A 25,121-nucleotide genomic window follows, 5' to 3' on the forward strand; every position below is an offset into this window, starting at 1 on the left:
GCTTAGCATGAGCCGGAATATGGTTTTGCGTATGCAGTTCATATCAAAAACATGAGCTGCAAGCGCTTTGCACATCGGAGATTTCAACCGATTAAACGCTGAAATTTCGATGCCCCCATCAGCGTTTACCATGTGTCCACAAAGCGGCCGCCTTCCTCGCGCAGTCGCGCACCGGCCAGGCCGCGCACCAGCCAGGCGCGGGTCTCCGCAGGGTCGATGACGGCATCGACTTCCAGCGTGGCCGCCATGTGCATGGCCTCGCCATGCGCGTATTGCTGGGCCAGCAGCCTCTCAAACAGCTCCTCGCGCTGCGCGCCCTCCGGCAGGGCTTCGAGCTCCTTGCGAAAGCCCAGCCGCACAGCCCCTTCCAGGCCCATGGCGCCGAACTCGCCCGTGGGCCAGGCCACATTGAAGATGGGCGCATGAAAGCTGCCCGCCGTCATGCCCATGGCGCCCAGGCCATAGCCCTTGCGCAGCACCACGCTGAAGTATGGGACGCGCAGCTTGGCCGCCATGACGAACAGCCGGCTGACATGGCGCACCTGGGCGGTTTTCTCGATCTCCGGCCCGACCATGAAGCCGGGCGTATCGACCAGGCTGACGATGGCGATGCCGTGGGCATTGCACAACTGCATGAAACGCGCCGCCTTGTCGGCCGCATCGGCATCGATGGCGCCGCCCAGATGGCCCGGGTTGTTGGCCATCAATCCCACAGGCCGCCCCTCGATGCGCGCCAGCGCCGTGTGGATACCGGCGCCGAAGCCGGTTCTCAGCATCAACAGGCTGCCCTCGTCCACCAACCCGGCCATGGCTGCGCGCGTATCGTAGGCACGCAGGCGGTTCTCGGGCACGACCTGGCGCAGCAGACGCTGATCGGGCTCGGACCATTGCTCGACCCGCCCCTGGAAGAAGGACAGATAGTGCCTGGCCGCGGCCACGGCCTGGGCCTCGTCGTCGACCAGGATATCGATCACGCCATTCGCATGCTGCACGCTGGCGGGGCCGACTTCCTCGGGACGGAAGACACCCAGGCCGCCGCCCTCGATCATGGCCGGTCCGCCCATGCCGATATTGCTGCTGCGCGTGGCGATGATCACATCGCTGCAACCCAGCAGCGCCGCATTGCCCGCAAAGCAGCGGCCATGGGTGATACCCACCACGGGCACCTGACCCGAGAGCGCCGCATAGGCCGCAAAGGTATGCACATGCAGGCCCGCGACCACGGGTGTGTCGGTATCGCCGGGCCTGCCGCCGCCGCCTTCGGCAAACAGCACCACGGGCAGCTTCTGCTGCAGTGCGATGCCCAGCATGCGGTCGGTCTTGGCGTGATTGCGCGCCCCCTGGGTGCCCGCCAGCACCGTGGCGTCATAGGACATGACCACGGCGCGCGACCGCTCCGCGCCGAACTGCGCGGCATTGATGGAGCCCATGCCCGTGACCATGCCGTCGGCCGGCGTGTTGGCCACCAGATCGTCGAGGCTGCGCCTGCGTGTCTGCGCGGCAATCGCCAGCGCGCCGTACTCGATGAAGCTGCCTTCATCGCAGAGATCGGCAATGTTCTCGCGCGCGCTGCGGCTGCCCTGGGCATGGCGCCTGGCCATGGCCTCGGGCCGCGCTGCATCGAGCGTGAAGCCATGGCGATCCCTGACGCGCTGCAGATCGGCCCGGATGTGGCCCGGGTCCTGCCGCTGCGGCACCACCTCGGCATGCGCCGCATCGCCCTGAACGGGCGCGAGCACCAGCAGGGCCTGGTCCTGCGCCACATAGCTGCCGGCCTCCGCCAGCAGCGCCTGGACCCGGCCCGCAGCCTGCGCGAACAACACATGCTGCATCTTCATGGCTTCGAGAATGCCCAGCTCGGCGCCCTTGGCCACCGTCTCACCCACCGCAACAGACCACTGCACGACCCTGGCCGGCATGGGAGCCAGCACTGCATTTTCAGGAGCTTGCTGCTCTTGCAATACATTGCTTTCAGACTTAAAAGCATCTGAATTCATTGAATGACTTGCGCTTGAAGCTATCTTTTCTGCAGCATCCACCAGCTGCGGCAGGACCTCTTCCAGCCAGCGCGTGTGCACGGTCTGATCCTGCATCTCGGGCCGCCGGGCCAGGGCCTGCAGCAGCGGCAGATTGGTGGCCAGGCCCACGATGCGGCAGTCGGCCAGCGCGCGCCGGGAGCGGCGCAGCACATCCTCGAAATGCGGCGCGTTGCTGTGCACGACGAGCTTGGCCAGCAAGGTGTCGTAATGCGGCGACGGGCTGGCACCCTGCTGCGCATGGCTGTCCAGGCGTATGCCGGGGCCTTGCGGCCAGTGCAGCTCGGCAATGGGGCCGCTGCCGGGGCGGGAGTTGCCCTGGGCATCGAGGGTTTCGGCATTGATGCGCCACTGCATGGCATAGCCGCGCGGCCGGGGCGGTGCATTCACATTCAGGCCCAGGTCGGCAAAGTGCTCGCCCGCCGCAATGCGGATCTGGGCCTGCACCAGATCGACGCCAAAGACTTCTTCGGTAATCGTGTGCTCCACCTGCAGGCGCGGGTTGGCCTCGATGAACACATAGGGCAGGGACTGGGATTGCAGGTCGACCAGGAACTCGAACGTGCCCAGGCTTTCGTAGCGCAGCTTGGCTGCCATGCGCAGCGCATCCTCGGTGATGCGCTCGCGCAGCGGCTGCGTCAGGCTCGGGCTGGGCGCAATCTCCACCAGCTTCTGAAAGCGCCGCTGCAGCGTGCATTCGCGCTCGCCCAGCGCCATCGGCCATTCGCTGCCGTCACCCAGCAGCTGGATCTCGATATGGCGCGCGCCGCTCATCAGCCGCTCGACATAGACGCCATCCACGCCAAAGGCTGCCTGGGCCTCGCTGCGGCAGCGCTGGTAGGCGGCCGCCACCTCGCCAGCCTCGGTGACCGCGCGCATGCCGCGCCCGCCGCCGCCGCCAATGGCCTTGATCATGATGCCGCTGGCCCCGTCGGCCTGCTGGCGCGCAAAGAACTGCTGGGCCTGCTCCAGCGTCACGGCCTCGGTGCTGCCGGGCATCAGGGGCACGCCGCATTGCTGCGCCAGCGCGCGGGCCCTGGCCTTGTCGCCAAGCAGCGCCAGTTGCTCAGGCGTCGAGCCGATGAAGCGCAGCCCCGCTGCCGCACAGGCGCGCGAAAAGTCTGCGTTCTCGCTGAGAAAGCCATAGCCCGGGTGCAGTGCATCGCAACCGTGCTGCTGGGCAATCCGCAGCAGCTGCGCGCCATCGAGATAGGCAGCCGGGCCGCTGGCGCCCAGTGCCAGCGCCTCGTCTGCGGCCTGCACATGTGGGGCCTCCGCATCGTCGGCGGCGTACACCGCCAGGCTGGCAATGCCCAGCTCCTGCAGCGCACGGATGATGCGCAGCGCGATTTCACCGCGGTTGGCGATCAGGACTTTCTTGAACATAGGACTCTCGTTTTAATAGCTTTTAGCGCTCACCAATCAATGATCACAATCACTTTTGATGCAAAAAATCAGGGGATATCTCGCAGCAAACGGCGCAGCACCTTTCCTGCGCCCGTGGCCGGTAGCGCATCGATGAAGCGCACCTCGCGCGGCGCCTTGTAGCTGGCCATGTTTTCCTTGCTCCAGGTCAGCAGCCCGTCCGCCTCCAGGCTCTGCCCGGGCTTGCGCACGATGAAGGCGCGCACGACCTCGCCTTTCTGAGCGTCGGCAACACCGATCACGGCCGCCTGGGCGATGGCCGGATGCTTGATCAGAATCGTCTCCACCTCCTCGGGGAACACGCTGTAGCCCGAAACCTTGATCATTTCCTTGAAGCGGCCGATGAAGGTCAGATAGCCGTCGGCATCGAACCTGCCCATGTCGCCGGTATGCACCCAGCCGTTCTTGAGCGTCTTGGCCGTGGCCTCGGGCTTGTTCCAGTAGCCCTTGAAGTTGCCCGGGCCGCGAATGATGATCTCGCCCACCTCGCCTGCGGCCAGCGGCGCGCCGGTCTCCGGATCTATCACCCGGATTTCGTTGCCCGGCGCGGGCTTGCCATGGGTGCCCCAGCGTATGGCATCGCCGGGCATAAAGGTATCCATGGTGTGGGTTTCTGACAGGCCGTAGGCCGCCTCGCTGGAGATGGCATTGGGTGCGAACCTGCGCCATTGCTTCGCCAGTTCCTCGGTATAGGTGATGCCGAAGCTGGTGACGGTGTTGCGGCGCAGCGCGCTGAAATCCATCTTCTCCACGCCGGGCACCTGCATCAGCGCCACATTCATGGGCGCGATGCTGTACCACCAGCTGATGCGATAGCGCTCCAGCGCCTGCGCCACGGCCAGTGGATCGAAGCGATGCAGCAGCACGCAGGGCGCCCCCGAATGCACGGGCATGTTCACCCCCATGGACATGCCGGCGATGTGATAGAGCGGTGCCACGGCCAGCAATACGTCCTCGGCGCTGACCCCGGTCACCCGGGACGCGCCGGCCGTCTTGTATGCGGCCGCGCCGAAGCTCAGCATGGCGCCCTTGGGCAGGCCGGTGGTGCCCGAGGTATAGGTCATCAGGGCCACCTCGTCCATGTCCACCTCGACATGTGAAGGCCTGGCGCCGCTGTGCATGAGATCCCAGAACGACGTCACATTGCCGGGCAGCGGCTGCACGGGGGCCTGCAGCTCAGCAGGAAGGGGCAGCGTGGGCGCTGCGGGAAGCCAGTCGCCGTAGCGCACGGCCAGCACATGCAGCAGCGCCGTGCTGCCGCGCACCTTGTCGACCACGGGCAGCAGCACATCGGCCGCAATGATGACCCTGGCCTGCAGATCATTGAGCTGATATTCGAGTTCATGCTCCTTGTTCAGCGGCCCGCAGGGGCAGACTATGGCGCCGATCTTCTGCACCGCGTAGTGGGCAACGATGTACTGCGGGCAGTTGTTCATGAACAGGGCGACGGGTTCGCCCGGCTTCACGCCCAGTTGCTGCAGATGGGCGGCCACGGCATCGCTGGCCTCATCCACCTGGCGCCAGCTGATGTGCTGTCCGTACCAGATATAGGCATCGCGCTCGGGATGCTGGCGCGCATTGCGGCGCAAGGCCTCATGCAGGGGAATGAGGATTTCGGACTCGGCCATGGTTGTCTCCTGGGTGTCTCGTGTAGACCGGGCAGCTGCGCCACTTGCGAGCTTTCTCAGGGATTGCCTTAGGGCAATCTGCTGCTCGGCGTCTTGTCAATGTATACCTGCCGGTAGAACAATGCTACCCATTGGTATAACGAATGCGACACACGCAAACCCTCATGCCCGCCACGTCCAGAAAGACCGAAAAAAAGCCGGCTGCGCCCGTGGCGCCGCGCGGCCGCCAGCGCCTGCCCACTGCCGGCTCCGACGAGAAGCGCGAGCGCATTCTCAAGGCCGCCGAAGCCCTGTTCGACCGCTATGGCTATGCCAACACCACCATCGAGCAGATCGTGCAGGCGCTGGGCGTGACCAAGCCCTTTGTCTACTACTACTTCCGCAACAAGCAGGAGATCTTCGAAACCCTGTGCTGGGCACCGACCGAGGCCTGCTTCACGGTGCTGGACTTTGCAGCCGACGACCCGCGCCCCGCGCATGAAAAAGCCATTGACGGCCTGCAGCGTCTGATTGCCGCCACCATTGCGCACTACCCTGCGGGCTTCTTCCCCTACCGCGAGCCACAGGCCTTCAGCCCCGCCTATCTCAAGGCATCGCGCAATGTGGCCCAGCAGTTCTACAAGCAGTTCTGCGCCCTGCTCGACGAAGGCCGCGCCAGCGGGCATTTCGATTTCCGCGACACCCGCATTACCGCCCAGGCGGCCTGCAGTCTGCCCGGCTTTCTCTACAACTGGTATCAGCCTGACGGCAAGCTGGGCCCGGCCGAGATGGTGGTCGAGCTCACCGATCTGGCCTCGCGCGTACTGGGCCTGCGCACTGCTGCGGCCCCTGCGCGCAAACGCGCGGCCAGAGCCGCACCGGCGCCAGCAGCGCAGAACCCTTCGCCCCCCAGGCGCCGCAAGAGCGCTTCATCCACCACCAACAGCGCCAGCTGAGAGCCTCGAAGGCCAAGGCGCCATTCCAACTCCTGGAGACAAAACCATGTCAGTTCGCTTCTCAGCCCTTGCGCTGGCTGCCAGCCTGTGTGCCGGCACCGTATCCGCCCAGACGGCAGAGCCGTTCAAGATTGCATTCATCGACCCGCTCTCCGGCCCGTTTGCCAATGTGGGGGAAGTCATGCGCAACCATGTGCTCTACGCTGTCGATGACGTGAATGCCAAGGGCGGCCTCTACAACGGCGCCAAGTTCCAGCTGCTGCAGTTCGACAGCAAGCTCTCGGCCCAGGAAAGCCAGAGCGCGCTGCAGGCCGCCATTGATCAGGGCGCACGCGTGGTGGTGACCGGGGGCTCGGGCTCATCGGTGGTCACGGCGCTGGTGCAGGCGGCATCGCGCTACAACCAGCGCAACCCGGGCAAGGAGGTGCTGATACTCAACCACAGCTCCATCGATCCCGAGCTGACCGGCAAGTCCTGCAGCTTCTGGCATTTCATGTTCGATGCCAACACTGCCATGCGCATGCAGGCCATTGCCAACTACATCAAGACCCAGCCCGAGATCCGCAAAGTCTTTCTGCTCAACCAGGACTACGCCCATGGCAAGCAATGGGCCAGCTTCGGGCGCAGCATGGTCGGCAAGGCAAGCCCGGATATCCAGTTTGTCGGCGAGACCCTGCACCCCATGGGCCGCATCAAGGACTTTGCACCCTATGTGGCCAAGATCAAGGAAGTCGGAACCGATTCGGTCATCACCGGCAACTGGGGCCAGGACCTGGCTCTGCTGCTCAAGTCCGCCGGCGACTCGGGCTACAACCTGCGCTACTTCAACCACAGCGCAGGCGGCTTTCCAGGCACCGTGACCTCGATTTCCCAGGCAAAGATAGGCCAGGTGACCTGGGTCGCGGAATGGCACCCCGGCATGGCCGACCGCGCCCAGGCCGACGCCCGGGCCAGGGAGTACAAGGCCAGGATGAACCAGGACTTTCTGGCCCCGCGCATGGATCTTGTGCCGCGCATGCTGGCTGCGGCCATGGCCAAGGCTCAGTCCACCGAGCCCGTGAAAATTGCCAAGGCCATGGAGGACATGTCCATGGACACCGTCTTCGGCCCCGTCAAGATGCGCGGCAAGGACCACCAGTTGCTGCTGCCCCAGGTCGTCAACACCATCGCCCCCGTGGACGGCAAGCTGGTCAAGACCGGCTGGGAAGGCACGAACTACGGCTTCAGAACCGATGCCGTCTATTCCGCCCAGCAGCTTGATCTACCCACGGAGTGCCAGATGAAGCGACCTTGAGCACAATCTCCTGTGCGGTATGGCATGGCCTAAGCGGTCTGATACCAGCGCGGACCAACGCAGAGACACCAAGGAAGGGCCGCCCCGCACCGAGGGTGTCGTCCCCCTCCCCTAGCGCGCAGCGCGTAGAGAGAGGGGAAGGCGGGGCCGCCTAGGCGCGCAGCCGCTCAGGGGGTGTAGCTCCGCTTCCCAAACACTCCGCTGCCCACGCGCACCATGGTGCTGCCTGCTGCCACGGCGGCTTCCAGATCGCCGGTCATGCCCATGGACAGCGTGTCGAAATGCTCCAGCCCCGCGAGACCGCTGGCCTTGATGGACTCAAAAACAGCTTTGGCCTTTTTGTGGACTGCGCATTGCGCCTCGAAATCAGGAGCATCGTCGGGAATACTCATGATGCCGCGCAGCTGCAGATTGGGCAGTTTCACCATGGCTTCGGCCAGCTCCAGCGCTTGCTCGGCCACGACGCCGGACTTGGTGGCGCCGCCATCCACATTGACCTGGATGCAGACATTGAGCCGTGCCATGCCCTGAGGACGCTGGGCCGAAAGACGCTCGGCAATCTTGAGCCGGTCCACGGTCTGAGCCCAGTCGAAGTTCTCGGCCACCAGCCGCGTCTTGTTGCTCTGGATAGGACCTATGCAATGCCACTGCAGCGCCTCGCCGCCCGCCAGCTGCATGGCGCGCACCGCGGCAATTTTCTCCACGGCCTCCTGGATATAGTTCTCGCCAAAGCTGCGCTGGCCGGCCAGCACGGCCTCGCGCACCGCATCCGCGCCGAAGGTCTTGGAAACGGCCAGCAGTTGCACCGATGTCACGGGCCGGCTTGCACTGGCGCAAGCGGCTGCCATGCGGGCATGAATCTGCCCCAGATTGTTTTCAATCGTCGTCATAATTGGCGCCAGAGTACCAAACCAGAGAGGGATCTCCGTGGATATCACGCAATTGCTGGCATTCAGTGTCAAGAACAAGGCTTCGGACTTGCATTTGTCGGCAGGCCTGCCCCCCATGATTCGCGTCCACGGCGATGTGCGCCGCATCAACATCGATCCGCTGGACCACAAGACCGTGCACGCCATGGTCTACGACATCATGAGCGATGCCCAGCGCAAGCAGTACGAAGAGTTTCTGGAAGTGGACTTTTCGTTCGAGATTGAAGGCCTGGCCCGGTTTCGTGTCAATGCCTTCAACCAGAACCGCGGCGCGGCGGCCGTGTTCCGTACCATTCCCAGCAAGATCCTGACACTGGAGCAACTCAACGCCCCCAAGATCTTCGCCGACCTGGCCGTGAAGCCACGTGGTCTGGTGCTGGTGACCGGTCCCACGGGTTCGGGCAAGTCCACCACGCTGGCCGCCATGGTCAACTATCTCAACGAGACCGAGTACGGCCACATCCTGACAGTGGAAGATCCCATCGAATTCGTGCACGAGTCCAAGAAATGCCTGATCAACCAGCGCGAAGTCGGCCCCATGACGCTGTCGTTTGCGGCAGCGCTGAAGTCCGCGCTGCGTGAAGACCCGGACGCGATCCTGGTCGGCGAAATGCGGGACCTGGAAACCATCCGTCTGGCCATGACGGCGGCCGAAACCGGTCACCTGGTGTTCGGCACGCTGCACACCTCGTCGGCCGCCAAGACCATCGACCGTATCATCGACGTCTTCCCGGCCGAGGAAAAGGAAATGGTGCGCGCCATGCTGTCCGAGTCGCTACAGGCCGTGATCTCGCAGACGCTGTGCAAGACCAAGGACGGCCAGGGCCGTGTGGCCGCACACGAGATCATGCTGGGCACGCCCGCCATCCGAAACCTGATCCGAGAAGCCAAGGTGGCACAGATGTACTCCACCATTCAGACCAGCCAGAACATGGGCATGCAGACTCTGGACCAGAACCTGACCGATCTGGTGCGCCGCAACCTCATCAGTCCTGCCGAAGCGCGCAGCAAGGCGAAGATTCCCGAGAATTTTCCTGGATGATGCCTCCCCCTGAGCGGCTTTGCCGCTTCCCCCCAGGGGGACGACGCCCTCGCCGCGAGGCGGCTCTTGCTCGGCGTCTCTCACTTGGGCTCTGCCAATTTTGACGCTGCCTCAAGGAACGATCATGGAACGCGATCAGGCCAGTAAATTCATCAACGATCTGCTCAAGCTCATGGTCAGCCGCAACGGCAGCGACCTGTTCATCACTGCAGAGTTTCCGCCCGCCATCAAGATTGACGGCAAAGTCACCAAGGTCTCGCCCCAGCCGCTGAACCAGTTGCATACGCTGGCCCTGGCACGTTCCATCATGAACGACAGGCAGGTGGCAGACTTCGAACACACCAAGGAGTGCAACTTCGCCATCTCGCCTGCCGGTGTGGGGCGCTTCCGTGTCAACGCCTTCATGCAGCAGGGCAAGGTCGGCATGGTGCTGCGTACCATTCCCAGCACCCTGCCCACGATTGACGGCCTGGGCGTGCCGCAGGTGCTCAAGGAAGTGACCATGACCAAGCGCGGCCTGTGCATCCTGGTCGGCGCGACAGGATCGGGCAAGTCCACCACGCTGGCCGCCATGGTGGACTGGCGCAATGAAAACTCCTTCGGCCACATCATCACCGTGGAAGATCCCGTGGAGTTCGTGCATCCGCACAAGAACTGCGTGGTCACGCAACGCGAGGTGGGACTGGACACTGAAAGCTGGGAAGCCGCGCTCAAGAACACGCTGCGCCAGGCGCCCGATGTGATTCTGATGGGCGAAATCCGTGACCGCGAAACCATGGAGCACGCGATTGCGTTCTCTGAAACCGGGCATCTATGTCTGGCCACGCTGCACGCCAACAGTGCCAACCAGGCGCTGGACCGTATCGTCAACTTCTTCCCCGAAGAGCGCCGTCCGCAACTGCTGATGGACGTGTCGCTGAATCTGCGGGCCATCATTTCCCAGCGACTGATCCCCAAGCAGGACAGCAAGGGCCGTGTCGCCGCCATCGAGGTGATGCTCAACTCGCCGCTGATCGCCGACCTGATCTTCAAGGGCGAAGTCGTCGAGATCAAGGAGATCATGAAGAAAAGCCGCAACATCGGCATGCAGACCTTTGACCAGGCGCTGTTCGACCTGTTCGAGTCCAATCTCATCACCTATGAAGACGCGCTGCGCAATGCAGACTCGGTCAACGACCTGCGTCTGCAGATCAAGCTCAACAGCCAGCGTGCCCGGACTCTGGACCTGGCGGCCGGCACCGAGCATCTGACCATCGTCTAAGCCCAAGGCGCTGGCATCTCTTCCCACAGGAGGAGCGCGGGTTTTGCTGCGTGGCGGGCCGCCCAGGCCCCTGCTGTCAGCCACGGCCATGCACTCCGGCGCTACCATGATCGAACTGTTTCGCACCAAGTCTTAGAGGATTTCATGAGCACAGCCACCATCGCCTCCCGCAGCTACGCTGCTTGCGCTTCCACTCCCGTGGCCTTTCTGGGCCTGGGTGTCATGGGCTATCCCATGGCCGGGCACCTGGCTGCGGCTGGCCATCAGGTCACGGTCTACAACCGCACGGCTGCCAAGGCCGAAGCCTGGACCGAGGAATTCCCAGGCGGCAGCCATGCGGCCACGCCCCGCGAAGCCGTCAAGGGCGCACGCATGGTCTTCTCCTGCGTGGGCAATGATGACGACCTGCGCTCCATTGTGCTGGGCGACGACGGCGCCTTTGCAGGCATGGAGCCTGGCGCCATCTTTGTCGATCACACCACGGCCTCGGCCCAGGTGGCACGCGAGTTGTATGCAGAAGCACGCAAACGCGGCCTGCACTTTATCGATGCCCCTGTATCGGGCGGTCAGGCCGGGGCGGTCAACGGCCAGCTCACCGTCATGTGCGGCGGCGATCAGGATGTGTTCGACCAGGTGGCCCCTGTGGCCGATGCCTTCTCGCGCGCCTTCACCTATATGGGCGCCTGCGGCAACGGTCAGCTGACCAAGATGGTCAATCAGATCTGCGTGGCCAGTGTGGTGCAGGGCCTGTCCGAAGCCATCGCCTTTGGCCTTCGTGCCGACCTGGACGTTGAGAAAGTCCTCGATGTGATCGGCAAGGGAGCCGCCCAGAGCTGGCAAATGGACAATCGCGGCAAGACCATGGCCGTGGGAAAGTTCGACTTCGGCTTTGCCGTGGACTGGATGCGCAAGGATCTGGGGCTGGTGCTGGCCGAGGCCCAGCGCAATGGCGCACGCCTGCCCGTCACCGCGCTGGTGGACCAGTTCTATGCCGATGTACAGGCCATGGGTGGCAATCGCTGGGATACCTCCAGCCTGATCCAGCGCCTGCGCTGAGCCGCTGCGCCATGAAAAAAGCCGGACTCGAGTCCGGCTTTTTTGTGACCGTCAGTTCACCTCAGTTCATGCTGGAGCGATCCTCGACCACAGGGGCGGCCTTGGATGTTGCTGCTGCCAGCTCATCTTCGGAGATGACCTCAAACAGGCGCACAACCTTGCTCACATCGTTGACGCCACGAGCGATCTCGGCAGCCCGCTTGGATTCGCGCGGCGTAACTATGCCCATCAGATAGACCACGTTGTTCTCGGTCACGACCTTGATGGCCGAGGATGAAATGTCCTTGGCGTTGACCAGACTGGCCTTGACCTTGGTCGTGATCAGAGAATCCTGGGAGCGCTGACCCAGAGTGGCCGTGAAAGGCGCGACCTCGATCTCGTTATAGACCTGACGCACGGTGGATTGTTCGCGCACCAGCTTCTCGATGGTCGCCTTGTCCGTCGCATTGCCTGCCTGGCCGGTCAGCAACACCACACGGTTGTAGCTGGTGGCGCTGACGCGAGCCTTGTCGCCCATCACCTCGCTGATGCGATTGCCGGCACGCAGCTCTATGCCCTGGTCCTCAACCTGTGTGCCGGTGGTACGCCTGTCCACTGCCGACATGCCCGCCACGGCAGCACCGCCGCCCACCAGAGCCACGCAACCGCTCAAGGCACCGCCCAGAGCGGCAACAGTCAGGGCCGCACATGCAACACGGGTCCACTTCAACTTCATAAAGGCATCTCCTGGTCACCAAGCAGTTGAGAGTCCACACCATCGGCCAGACAGTGCAGGATCAAGGTATGGGTTTCGCGCACGCGCGCCGCACGGTCGTGGGGCACGCAGATCAGTACATCGGTCTCGCGCACGGCGGTGGCCAGATTGCCGCCGGTGCGGCCTGTCAGCACCACAGCCATCATGTCGCGCTCGTGGGCGGCTTCAAGAGCCTCCAGCACAGCCGTGTCGTTGCCGGTCACCGACATGAGCAGCAGCAGATCGCCGGGCTGCCCCAGCGCCCGCACCTGACGCGCCAGATACTGGCTGGCATTGCCGCCCGAGCCCGTAGCTCCCACGCTGCCCAGCAGGCCGCCATCGGAAGTCAGGGCCACGGCCGCCAGCTCGGGACGATCGCGCTCGAACCCTGTCACGCACAGGGAGGCAAATAACTGGGCATCGCTGGCCGAAACGCCCGTACCGCAGGCCAGCACCTTGCCGCCGCCCGTCACACAGGCCAGCATGGCCTGTACGGCGGAAGCAATAGGTTGGCTCAGCGCCTGGGCGGCCTGGTACTTCAGGTCGGCACTGTCGATGAAATGCTGTTGAATTCGTTGCTCTAGCATGGAGGCCCGATGATACCCGCCACCTGTTATCTCTTTGGTAGCAAACCGTTATTTGCGCATCAGTGTTGCGCACAGCTATGACGCGGCGACTAAAGCGCCTCGAATGCCGCTTGGAGCCACTCGATGCGCATCGGGTTCCCGGAGCTGTCGACCAGCACCACATCGAAGCGGCATGGCGGCGCTGCCGCAAGCCTCATCAGATAGTATCTGGCGGCCAGCACGATGCGCTGCTGCTTGAGGCGGCCGATGCTGCCGCCGGCACCGCCGAAGCGCTCGGTGTTGCGACTGCGGACTTCGACGAACACCAAAGACCCGTCGCGGTCACGCAGGATCAGGTCGATTTCGCCGCCACCACGGCCCGGCGTCCGATAATTGCGCTCGACAAGCTTCAGGCCCCGCGTCTGCAAATGCGCCAACGCGGCATCCTCGGCCTGTTGCCCGCGTGCGGTTGTGCTTTGCGCCGGCTTGGGCCGCTTTCCAAGGAAATCCATTGACTACCTCTTTCGCCTCTGCACTGACTGCCGCACATGACGCGGCCGCTTCCCAGCATTATCCGCAGGGAGCCCTGTATGTGGTGGCGACGCCGATTGGCAATCTGGCCGATATCAGCCTGCGCTCGCTGCATGTACTGCAGATCGTGGACTGCATCGCCTGCGAAGACACGCGCCACACCCAGGGCCTGCTGCGCAGCTACGGGCTGGACCGACCCGGCAACCAGTTGCTGGCGGTGCACCAGCACAACGAGGCAGAAGCCGCCCAGCAGGTGATCGAGCGCCTGCAGCAAGGCCAGCGCATCGCCTATGTCAGCGATGCCGGCACTCCCGGCGTCAGCGACCCGGGCGCGCGCCTGTGCGCGGCGCTGCAGACCGTGGGTCTGCGCAGCATTCCGCTGCCCGGCGCCAGCAGCGTGACATCGGCCATCAGCGTGGCCGGCGCCGTCACTCCGGCACAGGGCGAAAGCGGTTTTGTGTTTGCCGGCTTCCTGCCCACCAAGAATGCCGAACGACTGGCCGCCGTGCAGAAGCTGGCCGACCAGCCGCGTTGCACCGTGCTGCTGGAAGCACCGCACCGCATCATCGAGCTGGCCCAGGCTCTGGCCCTGCTGGGCGAGCGTCGCGTCACGCTGGCGCGCGAGATCACCAAGCAGTTTGAAGACATCGCCAGCATGCCGGCCCACGAGCTGGCAGCCTGGCTGCAGGCCTCGCCGCAGCGCATCAAGGGCGAGTTCGCCATCGTGCTGCACCCCGTGGCAGTGCAGCAGGAATCGGGCGAGGCCGAGCGTGTGCTCAAGCTGCTGCTGGCCGAGTTGCCGACCAAGACGGCCGTGAAGCTGGCCGCAGAAATCACTGGGGCCAGCCGCAACACGCTCTACGACCGGGCGCTGGAACTCAAGCGGGCTGCCGAAGAGGAATAACTACGTCAACCGGGCGCGGTACAAACCAGAGACGCCTGGCAAGGGCTGCCCCGCAGCCCCCTTTTGGGGAAGCCTGGTTGCGACTCAAGCGTAGGCCAGACCGGTTGCCACGCCACCAAACATGTCGCCCTCGACCTGCGGCACATCGGGGAAAGCGACGCGCAGCGCATCGCGCAGGGTACGCAGGGCCGACGAGCCGCCGGTCAGATAGATGGCGTCTGGTGCCGCCACACCGGCCTGGCGCACACAGTCCTGCGCACATTCGACCACCTGCAGCAGCAAGGCCTGCAACTGTTCCTGCAGAACCTCCGGGGAGATGGCCGCCGGCAGGTCTTGCTCCAGCCAGTCCAGCGCTATGGCCGAGGCCGCATGGCTTTGCGAAGCTGCAATCTTGGCCTGCTCCACCGCATCGGCCAGCCTATGGCCTTCGCGCCAATCCAGCACCTTCATCAGGCGCTGGTGCAGCTGCGGATCGCTGTAATCGCTCTTGAGACCGCGCGCCGAAGCCAGGGCCTTGGCCGTGTACAGCCACTGGATCAGATGCCAGGTGGAGAGATCGAAGAACACGCTGCTGGGCACCTCGCGCCCGCTGGGGCCGATGTGCTTGTAGCCCAGCAGGGGCATGACCTGGGCCACGTTGAGGCGATGGTCGAAATCCGTGCCTCCGATATGCACGCCGGTGGTGGCCAGAATGTCCTCGGTGCGGTCGGCATGCCCGGCCTGTTGCGGACCCAGACGCACCACCGTGAAGTCCGAGGTGCCACCGCCGATATCGACCACCAGCACCAGTTGCTCCTCGCTCAGGCGCTGCTCGTAATCCAGCGCCGCCGCAATCGGCTCCAGCTGAAAGCTGACTTCGCCCAGGCCAGCGGCGCGCGCCGCAGCGGCCAGGGCATCCTGAGCCTGACGGTCTCGCTCCGGGTGTTCGTCGACAAAATGCACGGGACGCCCCAGCACCACACGCTCGGGCAGACGCCCGTCCAGCGCCTGGCGTGCCTGATCGGCCACACGCTTGAGAAAGATCGCGATGATGTCCTGGTAGCTGACGAGCTGCTCGTGCACCGCGGTCTTTTCCAGCAACAGGCTGCTGCCCAGCAGGCTTTTGAGGGAACGCATCAGACGCCCTTCCTCGCCTGCCAGATACTGCTGCATGGCATCGCGACCGAAATGCGTGCTGTGCTCTTCGGTATTGAAGAACAGTGCCGTGGGCATGCCGGTGGCAGCGCCTTCCAGCGGCAGCAGACTGGCGGTCTTGCCAGGCAGGCGATAGGCGGCAGCAGAGTTGGAGGTTCCGAAATCGATGCCCAGAGTGGCAGGCGTGAGAGCTGTGGTCATGGAAGGCGGCGCTGCACCGCGCCGGCCCGCAAAGGCTGACGCGGCCGCAACGAAAACGCCCACCGAAGTGGGCATGGGTGTCAGCGGGGGCGCTATTCTAGCGCCCCTGTTATTGGGCCTAGGCGGCGGCGGTTTCCCGCTCGCTGCCAGAATGCAGTGCCAATTCAATGCGCACCCCGTGGGTGGCAACTTCGTCCAGTTCCCGTGCTACCGCCTGCTGCGGCACCGACAGCACAATGGCATAAGGGCCTTCGCCGCGCGTGGCCAGTCTTTGGGCCAGGAAGCCTGCAGCCTGTACGGGTGCGGCCAGCACCAGCTCGGTGGTGCCCAGACCCAGCGATACCTGCTGCGTGCTGCCGTCGGCCGAGACCCGCAGCGCGCTGACATCCACGCCTTCGCCGAGCAATGCCCGCCAGCGCGCCAGGCTGGCCTGCAGGTCCTTCACCGCCACTTCCAGGCGCGCCACGCCGGTCACGCCATTGGGATGCACCCGGGCCTGGCCTTCGGGCACGCGCAAGGCACGCGGCGTCAGGTCGCCGCACAGAAACGGCAGATCCTGGCTGTGGGCGCGTGCATTGCGCCAGCGCAGCTGCTCTCCATCGGGACGCAGACGTCCGCCCTCATAAGGCGCTTCATAGTTCAGGCCGCGCGCCTGGGCCGCCGCCACCACGGCGCCGGTCTCGGAGGGCAGCAGCGCGAAGTCGACCAGCCCCTCGCCGTGCTGCTGCAGCTGCTGCCACCAGCGCTCCTCGGGCGCTGGCGCACGCCAGGCAATGAGTTCGAAATAGGCGCCGTCGGCAAAGACCACCAGGGCGTTGTGCGTGGAGCGGCCCGGGTGCTCGCCGCCGCGCAGCACGTTGAAACCCAGGGACTGGTAGTCGGCAATCGTGTGCTCCAGGTCCCGGACCGCGATGACGATATGGTCGAGTGGCAGGCTCATGCAAAAGTCTTTCTAGAGGTTCTCAGGCCGCCAGGCGCTCGGGCGCGCTGGAGTCGGTATGGCGCACCTCGGCGCGGATGGACTGGGGGTTGCGCAGCAGGTTGAGGATGGGGCAGCTTCGCTCCACGGCCTCGAACAGCGCATCGATCTCGGTGCGGCTGGCTGGCGAATCGATATGCACGGTATAGCCGATATCGTGCGGCCAGATCGGCGTCGCCTCATGGCCGGGCTTGCCGCCGCGCGGGTCTATGACGCCCGTGACCTCGACTTCGAGGCTCTCCAGCGGCACCTGGCGCTCGGCCGCCTGGATCAGAAAGATATGGGTCACGCAGGTGCCCAGCACGCCCAGTTGCAGCTCGGGCGAGCTCGGACCGAGGTTGTAGCCCGCGAAGTCGGGCGGGCTGTCGCTGATGACCTGGTGTTCGCGGATGCGCAGACGACGCACGCCGCTGCGCCCCTCGGCACGCACGCTGGCCTTGAGTCTGGCGGCCTGGGCCGTACCCGCCTCGATGGCGGCGCTGCGTGCCAGCACGGCCGCGCGTTTTTCGGAAAGATATTCGTTGAGATGACTCATGAGCGGGCTTTCGATAGAGGAATGCCAGGCCATTGTTGTGAGATCGGCGCGCCGGGCCAACAAAGGAATTCGTCTGCGCTTATGCGCTTTGCAAATATGCGACCTCGCACCTCTTAGTTGTTTTTCGCATAACGATGCTACTCAATATATGAACACGAATATTTGGTGTCGATAGCATGAGAACCATGAATCCGGTCGGTCGCTGCGGCGATGCGTCCGGCGCCTGAGTTTTCAACGCCATGCGGCGACGAGGTATGAACGTGTTTTTCCCTTCGCAGACGGATCCATCGATAAAACAGCCGGTGAACAAGCCGGCCCGACGCCGCGCCCTATGGGCCGCAGTGGCGGTACTGACGGGCAGCATGCTGCTGGCCGGCTGCTCCAGGCAATCAGGCACGGCCCAGGCCGGCGCCTCGGCGGAACCGGTCCAGGGCGGCACCCTGGTCTATCTCGAACAGCAGGCACACACCAACCTCTATCCGCCTGCCGGCGGCTTTTATCCCAACGGCGGCGTGCTCAACCAGATCACGGACAAGCTGACCTACCAGGACCCCGAGACGCTGGAGATCCAGCCCTGGATCGCCGAATCCTGGACCGTGAACGCCGATGCCACCGAGTACAGCTTCAAGCTGCGCTCCGGCGTGAGCTTCTCGGACGGATCACCGCTGGACGCGGCCGCCGTGGCGCGCAACTTCGATACCTACGGTCTGGGCAACAAGGCGCTCAAGCAGCCGGTTTCCGAGGTCATCAACAATTACGAACGCAGCGAAGTCGTCGATCCGCTGACCGTGAAGTTCTTCTTCAAAAAGCCCTCGCCGGGCTTTCTCCAGGGCACTTCGGTGATCGGCTCGGGCCTGGTCTCGCCGGCCACGCTGGATCGTCCGTTCGAGGAGCTTGGCGATGCCACGCGCATCATAGGTTCGGGCCCCTTCGTGGTGGCCAGCGAGACCCTGGGCAAGGAGCTGGTGCTCAAGGCACGCCAGGACTACGCCTGGGGCCCCGCCAGGCTGGCCCACCAGGGCCGCGCACGCCTGGATGAAGTCAAGTTCATCGTCACACCCGAGGACAGCGTGCGCATAGGCGCACTGCTGGCCGGCCAGGCCGGCTTCATCCGCCAGGTCCAGGCCTATGACGAAAAGCGCGTGGAGCAACAGAAGTTCAGCATCTACGCGCCGTCCACGCGCGGCGTGAACAACAGCATCGCCATCCGTCCCGACAACGCCCTGGTGGCCGATCTCAAGGTGCGCCAGGCCCTGTTGCATGGCACCAATACCAAGGAGATCGTCGAAACCCTCTTCTCGCCGCGCTACCCGCAGGCACGTTCGGTGATCGCTTCCACGGCAGCCGGCTATGTGGACCTGTCGGCCAAGCTGGTCTTTGACGAGGCCAGGGCCAGGCAATTGCTCGACGAGGCCGGCTGGAGCCTGGGCGCCAACGGCCTACGCCAGAAGAACGGCCAGGACTTCGTGCTCTCGACCTACGAATCCCTGCCCCAGCCGCAGAACAAGGAAACCCTGCAGCTCGTGGCCCAGCAATGGGCCAGGCTGGGCATCAAGCTCAATGTGCTGGCCGGAGACTCGGGCAGCCGCACGGTGGACACACTGGACCCCGACAAGACCGGCGTGCTGCCGGGCATGGTGGGCCGCGCCGATCCCGACGTGATCAAGAGCAATTACTACCCGAGCAACCGCAATGTGCTGCTGCAAAAAGGCGGTGTGAGCCAGAAGGTCAAGTCCTTCGAGGACGGCAAGCTCAACCGCCTGTTCGATGCCATCGCGGCCGAGACCGATGCCAACCGGCGTCTCGCGCTGACCGGCGAGGTGCAGAACTATCTGATCGATCAGGCCTATGTGATCCCGATCTTCGAGGAGCCCCAGGCCTTCGCGGGTGCGACCTGGGTGCGTGAGGTGGGCTTCGAGGCCGTGGGCCGTCCCAGCTTCTACAGCACCTGGCTGGCCAAGCGCTGAGCGCGAGCGACCAAGGAGGCGCACCCATGCCACGCCGCTATCTGCTTGGCCGCATCGCACAGGCCGCCCTGGTGCTGTGGGCGGCTTTCACGGCCTCTTTCATCCTGCTGCAGCTGCTGCCGGGCGATGCCGTGCTGATCAAGTTCCTGAACCCCGAGCTGGGCCTGGGCCCGCAGGAAATCGCCGACATCCGCGCCGCCTATGGCGCCGACCAGCCCGTCTGGCAGCAATACCTGCACACGCTGGCTCAGTTCCTCACGGGCCATTTCGGCTACTCGCTGCAGGCCGGCGTGCCCGTGAGCCAGGGCCTGGCCACCAGTCTGCCGCCCACGCTGCGCCTGGCGGCCCTGGGCTTTTCCACGGCGGCGCTGCTGGCCATCGCTCTGGCGGCCGCGGCCAGCCTCGCGCCGCTAGCCTGGCTGCGCAATGCCCTGCAAGCCCTGCCCTCGGTCTTCGTCTCCGTGCCCGTTTTCTGGCTGGGCATCATGCTGATCCAGGTCCTGTCCTTCCGTCTGGGATGGATTCCCGTCATCAATCCCGGCCCCTGGGAAGGCCTGGTCCTTCCCACTCTCACGCTGGCCGTCCCCATTTCGGCGCCACTGGCCCAGATCCTGCTGCGCAATATCGACACCGCGCTGGCCCAGCCCTTCGTGGCCGTGGCGCGCGCCAAGGGCGCTTCTCGCGCCTGGGTACTGCTGCACCATGTGGCGCGCAATGCCTTGCTGCCGACCTTGACGATTGCCGGCGTGCTGTTCGGCGAGCTGCTGGCCGGCGCCGTGGTCACCGAGGCCGTGTTCGGCCTCAACGGCCTGGGAACGCTGACCCAGCAGGCCGTGGGCAACCAGGACACGGCCGTGCTCCAGGCCGTGGTCGTGGTCTCGGCAGCCGCCTTCGTGCTCATCAACCTCGCCGTGGACCTGCTCTACCCGCTGCTCGATCCTCGTTTGCGTCATTCTGTGGAGAACCGGGCATGAATACCGCCGTCTCGAACGCCATTCCCAAGCAACTGGCATCCGGCGTCGCCTCGACCGCAGCGCCCAGGCTGGCGCCCCCGCCGGCACCGGCCGCAAAAAGCCTGCGCCCCGTCCTGATCGATCTGCAAAGGCTCAGGCGCCTGCCGCCCACGCTGGTCCTGGCCTGGCTGGTGATTGCCACGGCCGCGCTGTGGGCCCTGGTTCCGGGCTGGTTTGCCCATCAGAACCCCGTCGTCGGCCAGGCCGGCCAGCAACTGCTGGAGCCCGGCCTCGCGCACTGGCTGGGCACGGATGCGCTGGGGCGTGATCTCTGGGCCCGCGTAGTGCATGGCTCCGTGCACTCCTTGTCGGGCGCTTTCCTGGCCGTGGCCGTGGGCCTGGTGGCGGGCACGCTGATCGGCCTGCTGGCCGGTGCAGCGGGCGGCCGCGTCGATGACGCGCTGATGCGCCTCGTCGACGTGCTTCTGGCCGTGCCCTCGCTGCTGCTGTCGCTGACCATCATCATCTTGCTGGGCTTTGGCACCATCAATGCAGCCATCGCCGTGGGGGTGGCATCCGTGGCCGGCTTCGCGCGCCTGGTGCGCTCCGAGGTGGTACGCGTGCGCCGCTCGGACTATGTGGAGGCGGCCTTCGGCAGCGGCGGACGCTTTGCGGCCGTGCTGTGGCGCCATGTGCTGCCCAATTCGCTGACCTCGGTGGTGGCCCTGGCCGCGCTGCAGTTCGGCTCGGCCATCCTGTCGATTTCCACACTGGGCTTTCTGGGCTACGGCGCACCGCCGCCCACGCCCGAATGGGGCCTGCTGATCGCCGAAGGGCGCAACTACATCGCCACCGCCTGGTGGCTGACCACGGCGCCGGGCCTGGTCGTGGTGGCCGTGGTTCTGGCCGCCAACCGCATCGGCGCCTCCTTCGCGCTGAGGCCGGCATGAGCACCCTGCTGCAAGACCGCCCCGCCACTGCAATCCCTGCCGCAGCCGCCGCCCCGCTGCTCGAAGTCCAGGACCTGGTCATCGCCTACCGCGACCACAGCGGCCGGGAACAGCGCGTGGTCCACGGCCTGTCGTTTTCCGTGGCCCCCGGCGAGGTCGTGGCTCTGGTCGGTGAATCGGGCTCTGGCAAGACCACCACGGCCCAGGCCGTGATCGGGCTGCTCGCCGACAACGGGCGCCGCGAGCAAGGCAGCATCCGGCTGCAAGGCACCGAGGTCTCGGACTGGAGTGCTGCGCGCTGGAACAACATTCGCGGCCGCGTGATCAGCCTGGTGCCCCAGGATCCGACCACCTCGCTCAACCCCGTGCGCACCGTGGGCGACCAGGTCGGCGAAATCCTGCGCATTCACGGCTTGCGCGACCGCTCTGCCATCGAGGCGCGCGTGATCGACCTGCTGACCCGCGTGGGCCTGTCCCAGCCCGCCCTGCGCGCGCGCCAGTATCCGCACGAGCTGTCGGGCGGCATGCGCCAACGCGTGCTGATCGCCATCGCCATCGCGCTGCGGCCTGCGCTGATCATCGCCGACGAGCCCACCAGCGCGCTGGATGTCACGGTACAGCGGCGCATCCTGGATCTGATCGACGAACTGCGCCGCGAAACCGGCACCGCCGTGCTGCTGGTCACCCACGACCTGGGCGTAGCGGCCGACCGCGCGCATCGCCTCATCGTCATGCAGGGCGGTCGCATCCAGGAACAAGGCCCGACACTGGAGCTTCTGCGCCATCCGCAAAGCGCCTATACGCGCCGCTTGCTGTCGGACGCACCTTCGCTCACGCCCGCCCCCCGTCGCACACCGCCTGAGACGGCGGTTGCCACCGAGGACTGGGCCATCGAGGTCGAGGACCTGGTTCACGACTTCCATGCCCCCAGCCAGGGGCGCGGCATTTTCCGCGCCGTGGACGGCGTGTCGCTGCGCCTGCGCCGGGGCTCCACGCATGCCATCGTCGGCGAATCGGGCTCGGGCAAGACCACGACCATACGCGACATCGTGGGCCTGGCACGCCCTACATCGGGTCGCATCCGCATCGCCGGCGCCGAACTCACGGGCCTGCGCGGCGAGGCCCTGCGCCAGCTGCGGCGCAAGGTTCAGCTGGTCTACCAGAACCCGTTCAGCTCGCTGGACCCGCGCCAGCGTGTCTTCGACATCATCGAGGAGCCGCTGCTCAACTTCGAGCCGCTGCCGCCCCAGGAGCGCCGCCAGCGTGTGCTTGACATGCTCGAGCGCGTGGGCCTGCCGGCCGCCGTGCTCGAACGGCGCCCGCATGCGCTCTCGGGCGGCCAGCGCCAGCGCGTGGCGATTGCACGCGCCCTGGTGCTGCAACCGGAGGTGGTGGTGCTGGACGAGGCCGTCTCGGCCCTGGACGTGACCGTGCAGGCCCAGATCCTCGCCCTGCTCGCGCAGCTGCAGCAGGACTTGGGTCTGAGCTATCTCTTCATCTCGCACGACCTTGCCGTGGTGCGCCAGATCGCCGACACGGTGTCGGTGCTGCGCGCAGGCAAGGTGGTGGACGCGGGCAGCGTCGAGGACGTGTTCCTGCGCCCCACCAGCGACTACACGCGCGAACTCATGGACGCCATTCCCGGCAAAAGGAGCATTGATTTTGTCCCCCACCCCGCCTGACACTCTTGCTCGCGCGCGCCCGACCCCGCGCCTGGGCTTCTTCAGCCGCCTGCTCGATGAGGTACCGGCCGGCGAACGCTACCGCCTGGTCACCGAGCAGATCGCCCATGCCGAAGCCCAGGGCTTCGACTCGGCCTGGATCGCCCAGCATCATTTCCACGAAAGCGAGGGCGGCCTGCCCTCGCCCTTTGTCTTTCTTGCGCATGTGGCGGCCCGCACGCGGCGCATCCGCCTGGGCACGGGCGTGGTCACGCTGCCGCTGGAAAACGCGCTGCGCGTGGCCGAGGATGCGGCCGTGCTGGACCTGCTCTCGAACGGCCGCCTCGAGGTGGGCCTGGGCACAGGCGGCACGGCGGAGTCCTTCGAGGCCTTCGGCGTCACAGGCAGCGAGCGCGGCGCAGTCTTTGCGCGCAATTTCGCCGTGCTGAGGGATGCCTGGGCCGGGCGCGAGCTGGCAGGCGGCGTGCGCCTGTACCCCGCAGCCCCGCAGCTGCTGGAACGCGTCTGGCAGGCCACGTTCTCGGTCGAGGGCGGTGCACGCGCCGGTGCCAACGGGGACGGCTTGATGCTCTCGCGCACACAGCCCCGACCCGAAGGCCGCCCCCGCGCCACGCTGTCCGAGATACAGAACCCCATCATCGAAGCCTATCTCGCGGCCCTGCCCGCAGGACGCGCACCGCGCATCCTGGCTTCGCGCACCCTGCTGGTTTCCGACCAGCGCGCCCAGGCACTGCAATGGGCCGAGGCTGGTCTGCGCCGCGCGGCCCAGCGTCATGCGGCCCTGGCTTCATCCGCGTCCACGCAATGGGCAACGCGCGTCGATCCGCAGGCGCCGCTGCAGCAGCTCATTGAAGCCTACGACGTGCATGTGGGAACACCCGAGGAGGTGATCGCCTCGCTACGCGCCGACACGGCGCTGACGCAAGCCACCGACATCGTGTTCCAGGTTCACTCCATCGACCCGCCGCACCAGGCCATTCTGCGCTCCATCGAGTTGACGGCAGCCGTCGTGGCACCAGCTCTGGGCTGGCGCCGCAACGAGGCCCCCACCGGCGCTTCCCACCCCCTAGTCCGGACCGAACTGCTTCAAGCTGCATGACCATGAGCAACACCGCACAGACCCGCTTTCCCGAAGATGTAATCGACCATCTCGCCGATATCGCTGCCGGCAGCACGCTGGATCAGGTGCGCCGCCATCGCAGCGAGGCACGCACCCAGGCCCAGCAGAGTTTTGCCGCCCTATTCACCCCCGCCGAGCCGGTTGCAGGAACCGTCTCGCTGCGCGAGCGCCTGACACTGGCCGCCTTCACGGCAGGCCTGCACGGCGAGCCACGCAGCACGGCCTTCTACACACGCGCCCTGGCGGCCGAGGATGCCGATCTGGCCGATGCCGTGAGCTCGGAAGTGGTGCGCGGGCGCGCTGCCAGCCTGCAGCCCGGCAGCGGTCCGCACGGCCCCTACGGGATCTATCCGGCCGGCCCCTTGAGCCGCGAGGACCAGAGCGGCCCCAGCTACGCCGTGGACCCGGCTCATGCGGCTTTGCTGGGCCCCCGCCTGAGCGCCGCGCTGGCCCATGTCCATCTGCTGGCCTACCACCCACGCGATGCGAGTGCCCAGGCCTTGCTGGCTCTGCAGCAGGCCGGCTGGAGCGAGACCGATATCGTCATCCTGTCCCAGCTCGCCTCTTTTCTGTCCTTCCAGATCCGCCTCGTGGCGGGGCTGCGCGTGCTTGGCGCAAGAGCAGCAGTCACCACGGCATCTTCCACCCTCGCCCTGCAAGCCCAGCCATGACCACCACGCACAACACCTCCCCTCAGGTCTTCACCCAGGAACAGCTCGACTGGCAGCCATGGATAGCTCCGCTGCAGGAGAGCGAGCTGAGCGAGCGCCACCATGCGGGCCTGGTGGACGCAGCGCGCGCGCGTTCACCCTATTTCCGGCTGCTGGCGCGTGACCCCGACACGCTGGGAGCACGCACTCGTACCGACAAGGACATCTTCTACAACCCCGACGCCGGCCTGCCGCGCGCCGAGCGCGAACTGGCAGCAGCTGCAACCTCACGCACCAACGGCTGCATCTACTGCGCTTCGGTACATGCGCGCTTTGCCACGCATTTCTCGCACCGCGCCGCCGATGTGCAGCGCCTGCTCGATGAAGGTCCGGGCACCGACCTGGGCCCGCGCTGGAATGCCATCGTTGCCGCCGCCGTGGCCTTGACGCAGACGCCGCCCGCACTGGAGTCCAGTCATATCGATGCGCTGCGCGCCGCCGGTCTCGACGATGCAGCCATCTCCGATGCGCTTCACGGCACGGCCTTCTTCAACTGGGCCAACCGGCTCATGCTGTCGCTGGGCGAGCCCCTGCGCACGAGCAGCTGACA

22 protein-coding genes are annotated in these 25,121 nt (G+C 65.6%); 13 read left to right on the top strand and 9 right to left on the bottom strand.

Translation table 11 applies throughout. The annotated features are described in order from the left end of the window. Positions 1–125: 125 nt before the first annotated feature. Positions 126–3,422, bottom strand: coding sequence for a carboxyl transferase domain-containing protein (locus MPZ60_RS22995; protein ID WP_034354978.1), 3,297 nt, complete (start codon positions 3,420–3,422; stop codon positions 126–128). Positions 3,423–3,490: 68 nt separating this feature from the next. Beyond that, a complete protein-coding gene (locus MPZ60_RS23000) occupies positions 3,491–5,089 on the bottom strand; it encodes an AMP-binding protein (RefSeq protein ID WP_034354981.1) in 1,599 nt (532 codons plus the stop codon). A gap of 164 nt (positions 5,090–5,253) precedes the next feature. Between MPZ60_RS23000 and MPZ60_RS23005 the strand changes: the two genes are divergently transcribed. Beyond that, positions 5,254–6,024: a TetR/AcrR family transcriptional regulator gene (locus MPZ60_RS23005; RefSeq protein WP_052057603.1), complete on the top strand. Its 771-nt coding sequence runs from the start codon at positions 5,254–5,256 to the stop codon at positions 6,022–6,024. Positions 6,025–6,070: 46 nt separating this feature from the next. Continuing rightward, the gene (locus tag MPZ60_RS23010) at positions 6,071–7,318 is read left to right on the top strand and encodes a branched-chain amino acid ABC transporter substrate-binding protein (protein ID WP_012840072.1); all 1,248 of its coding nucleotides are present in this window, start codon (positions 6,071–6,073) and stop codon (positions 7,316–7,318) included. Positions 7,319–7,485: 167 nt separating this feature from the next. Here MPZ60_RS23010 and MPZ60_RS23015 read toward each other — a convergent pair whose 3' ends face one another. Then, positions 7,486–8,208 carry a YggS family pyridoxal phosphate-dependent enzyme gene (locus MPZ60_RS23015; RefSeq protein WP_034354984.1) on the bottom strand — a complete coding sequence of 241 codons (723 nt, stop codon included), beginning with the start codon at positions 8,206–8,208 and terminating at the stop codon, positions 7,486–7,488. 37 nt (positions 8,209–8,245) lie between these two features. Between MPZ60_RS23015 and MPZ60_RS23020 the strand changes: the two genes are divergently transcribed. The 3 genes from MPZ60_RS23020 to MPZ60_RS23030 all read left to right on the top strand — a co-directional run bounded on the left by MPZ60_RS23020 (position 8,246) and on the right by MPZ60_RS23030 (position 11,606). After that, entirely contained in the window at positions 8,246–9,289 is a 1,044-nt protein-coding gene (locus MPZ60_RS23020) for a type IV pilus twitching motility protein PilT (RefSeq protein WP_034354987.1), read from the top strand. A 124-nt stretch (positions 9,290–9,413) separates the two neighbouring features. Next, entirely contained in the window at positions 9,414–10,550 is a 1,137-nt protein-coding gene (locus tag MPZ60_RS23025; RefSeq protein WP_003068462.1) for a PilT/PilU family type 4a pilus ATPase, read from the top strand. A gap of 144 nt (positions 10,551–10,694) precedes the next feature. Continuing rightward, positions 10,695–11,606, top strand: coding sequence for an NAD(P)-dependent oxidoreductase (locus tag MPZ60_RS23030; protein ID WP_034354990.1), 912 nt, complete (start codon positions 10,695–10,697; stop codon positions 11,604–11,606). A gap of 61 nt (positions 11,607–11,667) precedes the next feature. Here MPZ60_RS23030 and MPZ60_RS23035 read toward each other — a convergent pair whose 3' ends face one another. The 3 genes from MPZ60_RS23035 to MPZ60_RS23045 form a co-directional block, all read right to left on the bottom strand. Then, complete coding sequence (locus MPZ60_RS23035; RefSeq protein ID WP_003068458.1) at positions 11,668–12,321, bottom strand: BON domain-containing protein; 654 nt, start codon at positions 12,319–12,321, stop codon at positions 11,668–11,670. Next, a complete protein-coding gene (locus MPZ60_RS23040) occupies positions 12,318–12,926 on the bottom strand; it encodes an SIS domain-containing protein (RefSeq protein ID WP_003068456.1) in 609 nt (202 codons plus the stop codon). Before MPZ60_RS23040 ends, MPZ60_RS23035 begins: the two co-directional genes overlap by 4 nt. 89 nt (positions 12,927–13,015) lie before the next feature. Continuing rightward, on the bottom strand, positions 13,016–13,417 hold the full coding sequence (locus MPZ60_RS23045; RefSeq protein ID WP_034354994.1) for a YraN family protein: 402 nt from the start codon (positions 13,415–13,417) through the stop codon (positions 13,016–13,018). On the opposite strand from MPZ60_RS23045, the gene rsmI reads away from it, so the two are divergent. Beyond that, a complete protein-coding gene (gene rsmI / locus MPZ60_RS23050) occupies positions 13,417–14,340 on the top strand; it encodes a 16S rRNA (cytidine(1402)-2'-O)-methyltransferase (protein WP_034354997.1) in 924 nt (307 codons plus the stop codon). The genes MPZ60_RS23045 and rsmI overlap by 1 nt on opposite strands. An 84-nt stretch (positions 14,341–14,424) precedes the next feature. On the opposite strand, the gene MPZ60_RS23055 is transcribed toward rsmI, so the two are convergent. The 3 genes from MPZ60_RS23055 to MPZ60_RS23065 form a co-directional block, all read right to left on the bottom strand. Further along, complete coding sequence (locus tag MPZ60_RS23055; RefSeq protein WP_034355331.1) at positions 14,425–15,675, bottom strand: Hsp70 family protein; 1,251 nt, start codon at positions 15,673–15,675, stop codon at positions 14,425–14,427. Between the two features lie 118 nt (positions 15,676–15,793). Then, a complete protein-coding gene (locus MPZ60_RS23060) occupies positions 15,794–16,615 on the bottom strand; it encodes a VOC family protein (RefSeq protein ID WP_034355000.1) in 822 nt (273 codons plus the stop codon). 22 nt (positions 16,616–16,637) lie between these two features. Beyond that, positions 16,638–17,222, bottom strand: coding sequence for an OsmC family protein (locus tag MPZ60_RS23065; RefSeq protein WP_187771833.1), 585 nt, complete (start codon positions 17,220–17,222; stop codon positions 16,638–16,640). 221 nt (positions 17,223–17,443) lie between these two features. On the opposite strand from MPZ60_RS23065, the gene MPZ60_RS23070 reads away from it, so the two are divergent. Genes MPZ60_RS23070 through MPZ60_RS23100 form a run of 7 tightly spaced genes read left to right on the top strand, consistent with a single transcriptional unit; the run spans position 17,444 to position 25,119 of the window. Then, a complete protein-coding gene (locus tag MPZ60_RS23070) occupies positions 17,444–19,156 on the top strand; it encodes a TIGR04028 family ABC transporter substrate-binding protein (RefSeq protein ID WP_187771834.1) in 1,713 nt (570 codons plus the stop codon). 26 nt (positions 19,157–19,182) lie between these two features. Continuing rightward, on the top strand, positions 19,183–20,130 hold the full coding sequence (locus MPZ60_RS23075) for an ABC transporter permease (protein WP_034355003.1): 948 nt from the start codon (positions 19,183–19,185) through the stop codon (positions 20,128–20,130). Next, positions 20,127–21,059, top strand: coding sequence for an ABC transporter permease (locus MPZ60_RS23080; RefSeq protein WP_034355006.1), 933 nt, complete (start codon positions 20,127–20,129; stop codon positions 21,057–21,059). Before MPZ60_RS23075 ends, MPZ60_RS23080 begins: the two co-directional genes overlap by 4 nt. Further along, positions 21,056–22,741, top strand: coding sequence for an ABC transporter ATP-binding protein (locus MPZ60_RS23085; protein WP_034355009.1), 1,686 nt, complete (start codon positions 21,056–21,058; stop codon positions 22,739–22,741). Before MPZ60_RS23080 ends, MPZ60_RS23085 begins: the two co-directional genes overlap by 4 nt. Next, positions 22,722–23,840: a putative FMN-dependent luciferase-like monooxygenase gene (locus MPZ60_RS23090; RefSeq protein WP_034355012.1), complete on the top strand. Its 1,119-nt coding sequence runs from the start codon at positions 22,722–22,724 to the stop codon at positions 23,838–23,840. The genes MPZ60_RS23085 and MPZ60_RS23090 overlap by 20 nt, the downstream gene beginning before the upstream one ends. Further along, the gene (locus MPZ60_RS23095; protein WP_034355015.1) at positions 23,837–24,532 is read left to right on the top strand and encodes a CMD domain protein; all 696 of its coding nucleotides are present in this window, start codon (positions 23,837–23,839) and stop codon (positions 24,530–24,532) included. The genes MPZ60_RS23090 and MPZ60_RS23095 overlap by 4 nt, the downstream gene beginning before the upstream one ends. After that, the gene (locus tag MPZ60_RS23100; protein ID WP_034355018.1) at positions 24,529–25,119 is read left to right on the top strand and encodes an alkylhydroperoxidase domain protein; all 591 of its coding nucleotides are present in this window, start codon (positions 24,529–24,531) and stop codon (positions 25,117–25,119) included. Before MPZ60_RS23095 ends, MPZ60_RS23100 begins: the two co-directional genes overlap by 4 nt. Positions 25,120–25,121 lie beyond the last annotated feature (2 nt).

Origin of the sequence: Comamonas sp. 7D-2 (assembly GCF_022749555.1) — a bacterium.
GTDB classification, from domain to species: Bacteria; Pseudomonadota; Gammaproteobacteria; order Burkholderiales; family Burkholderiaceae_C; genus Comamonas; species Comamonas thiooxydans.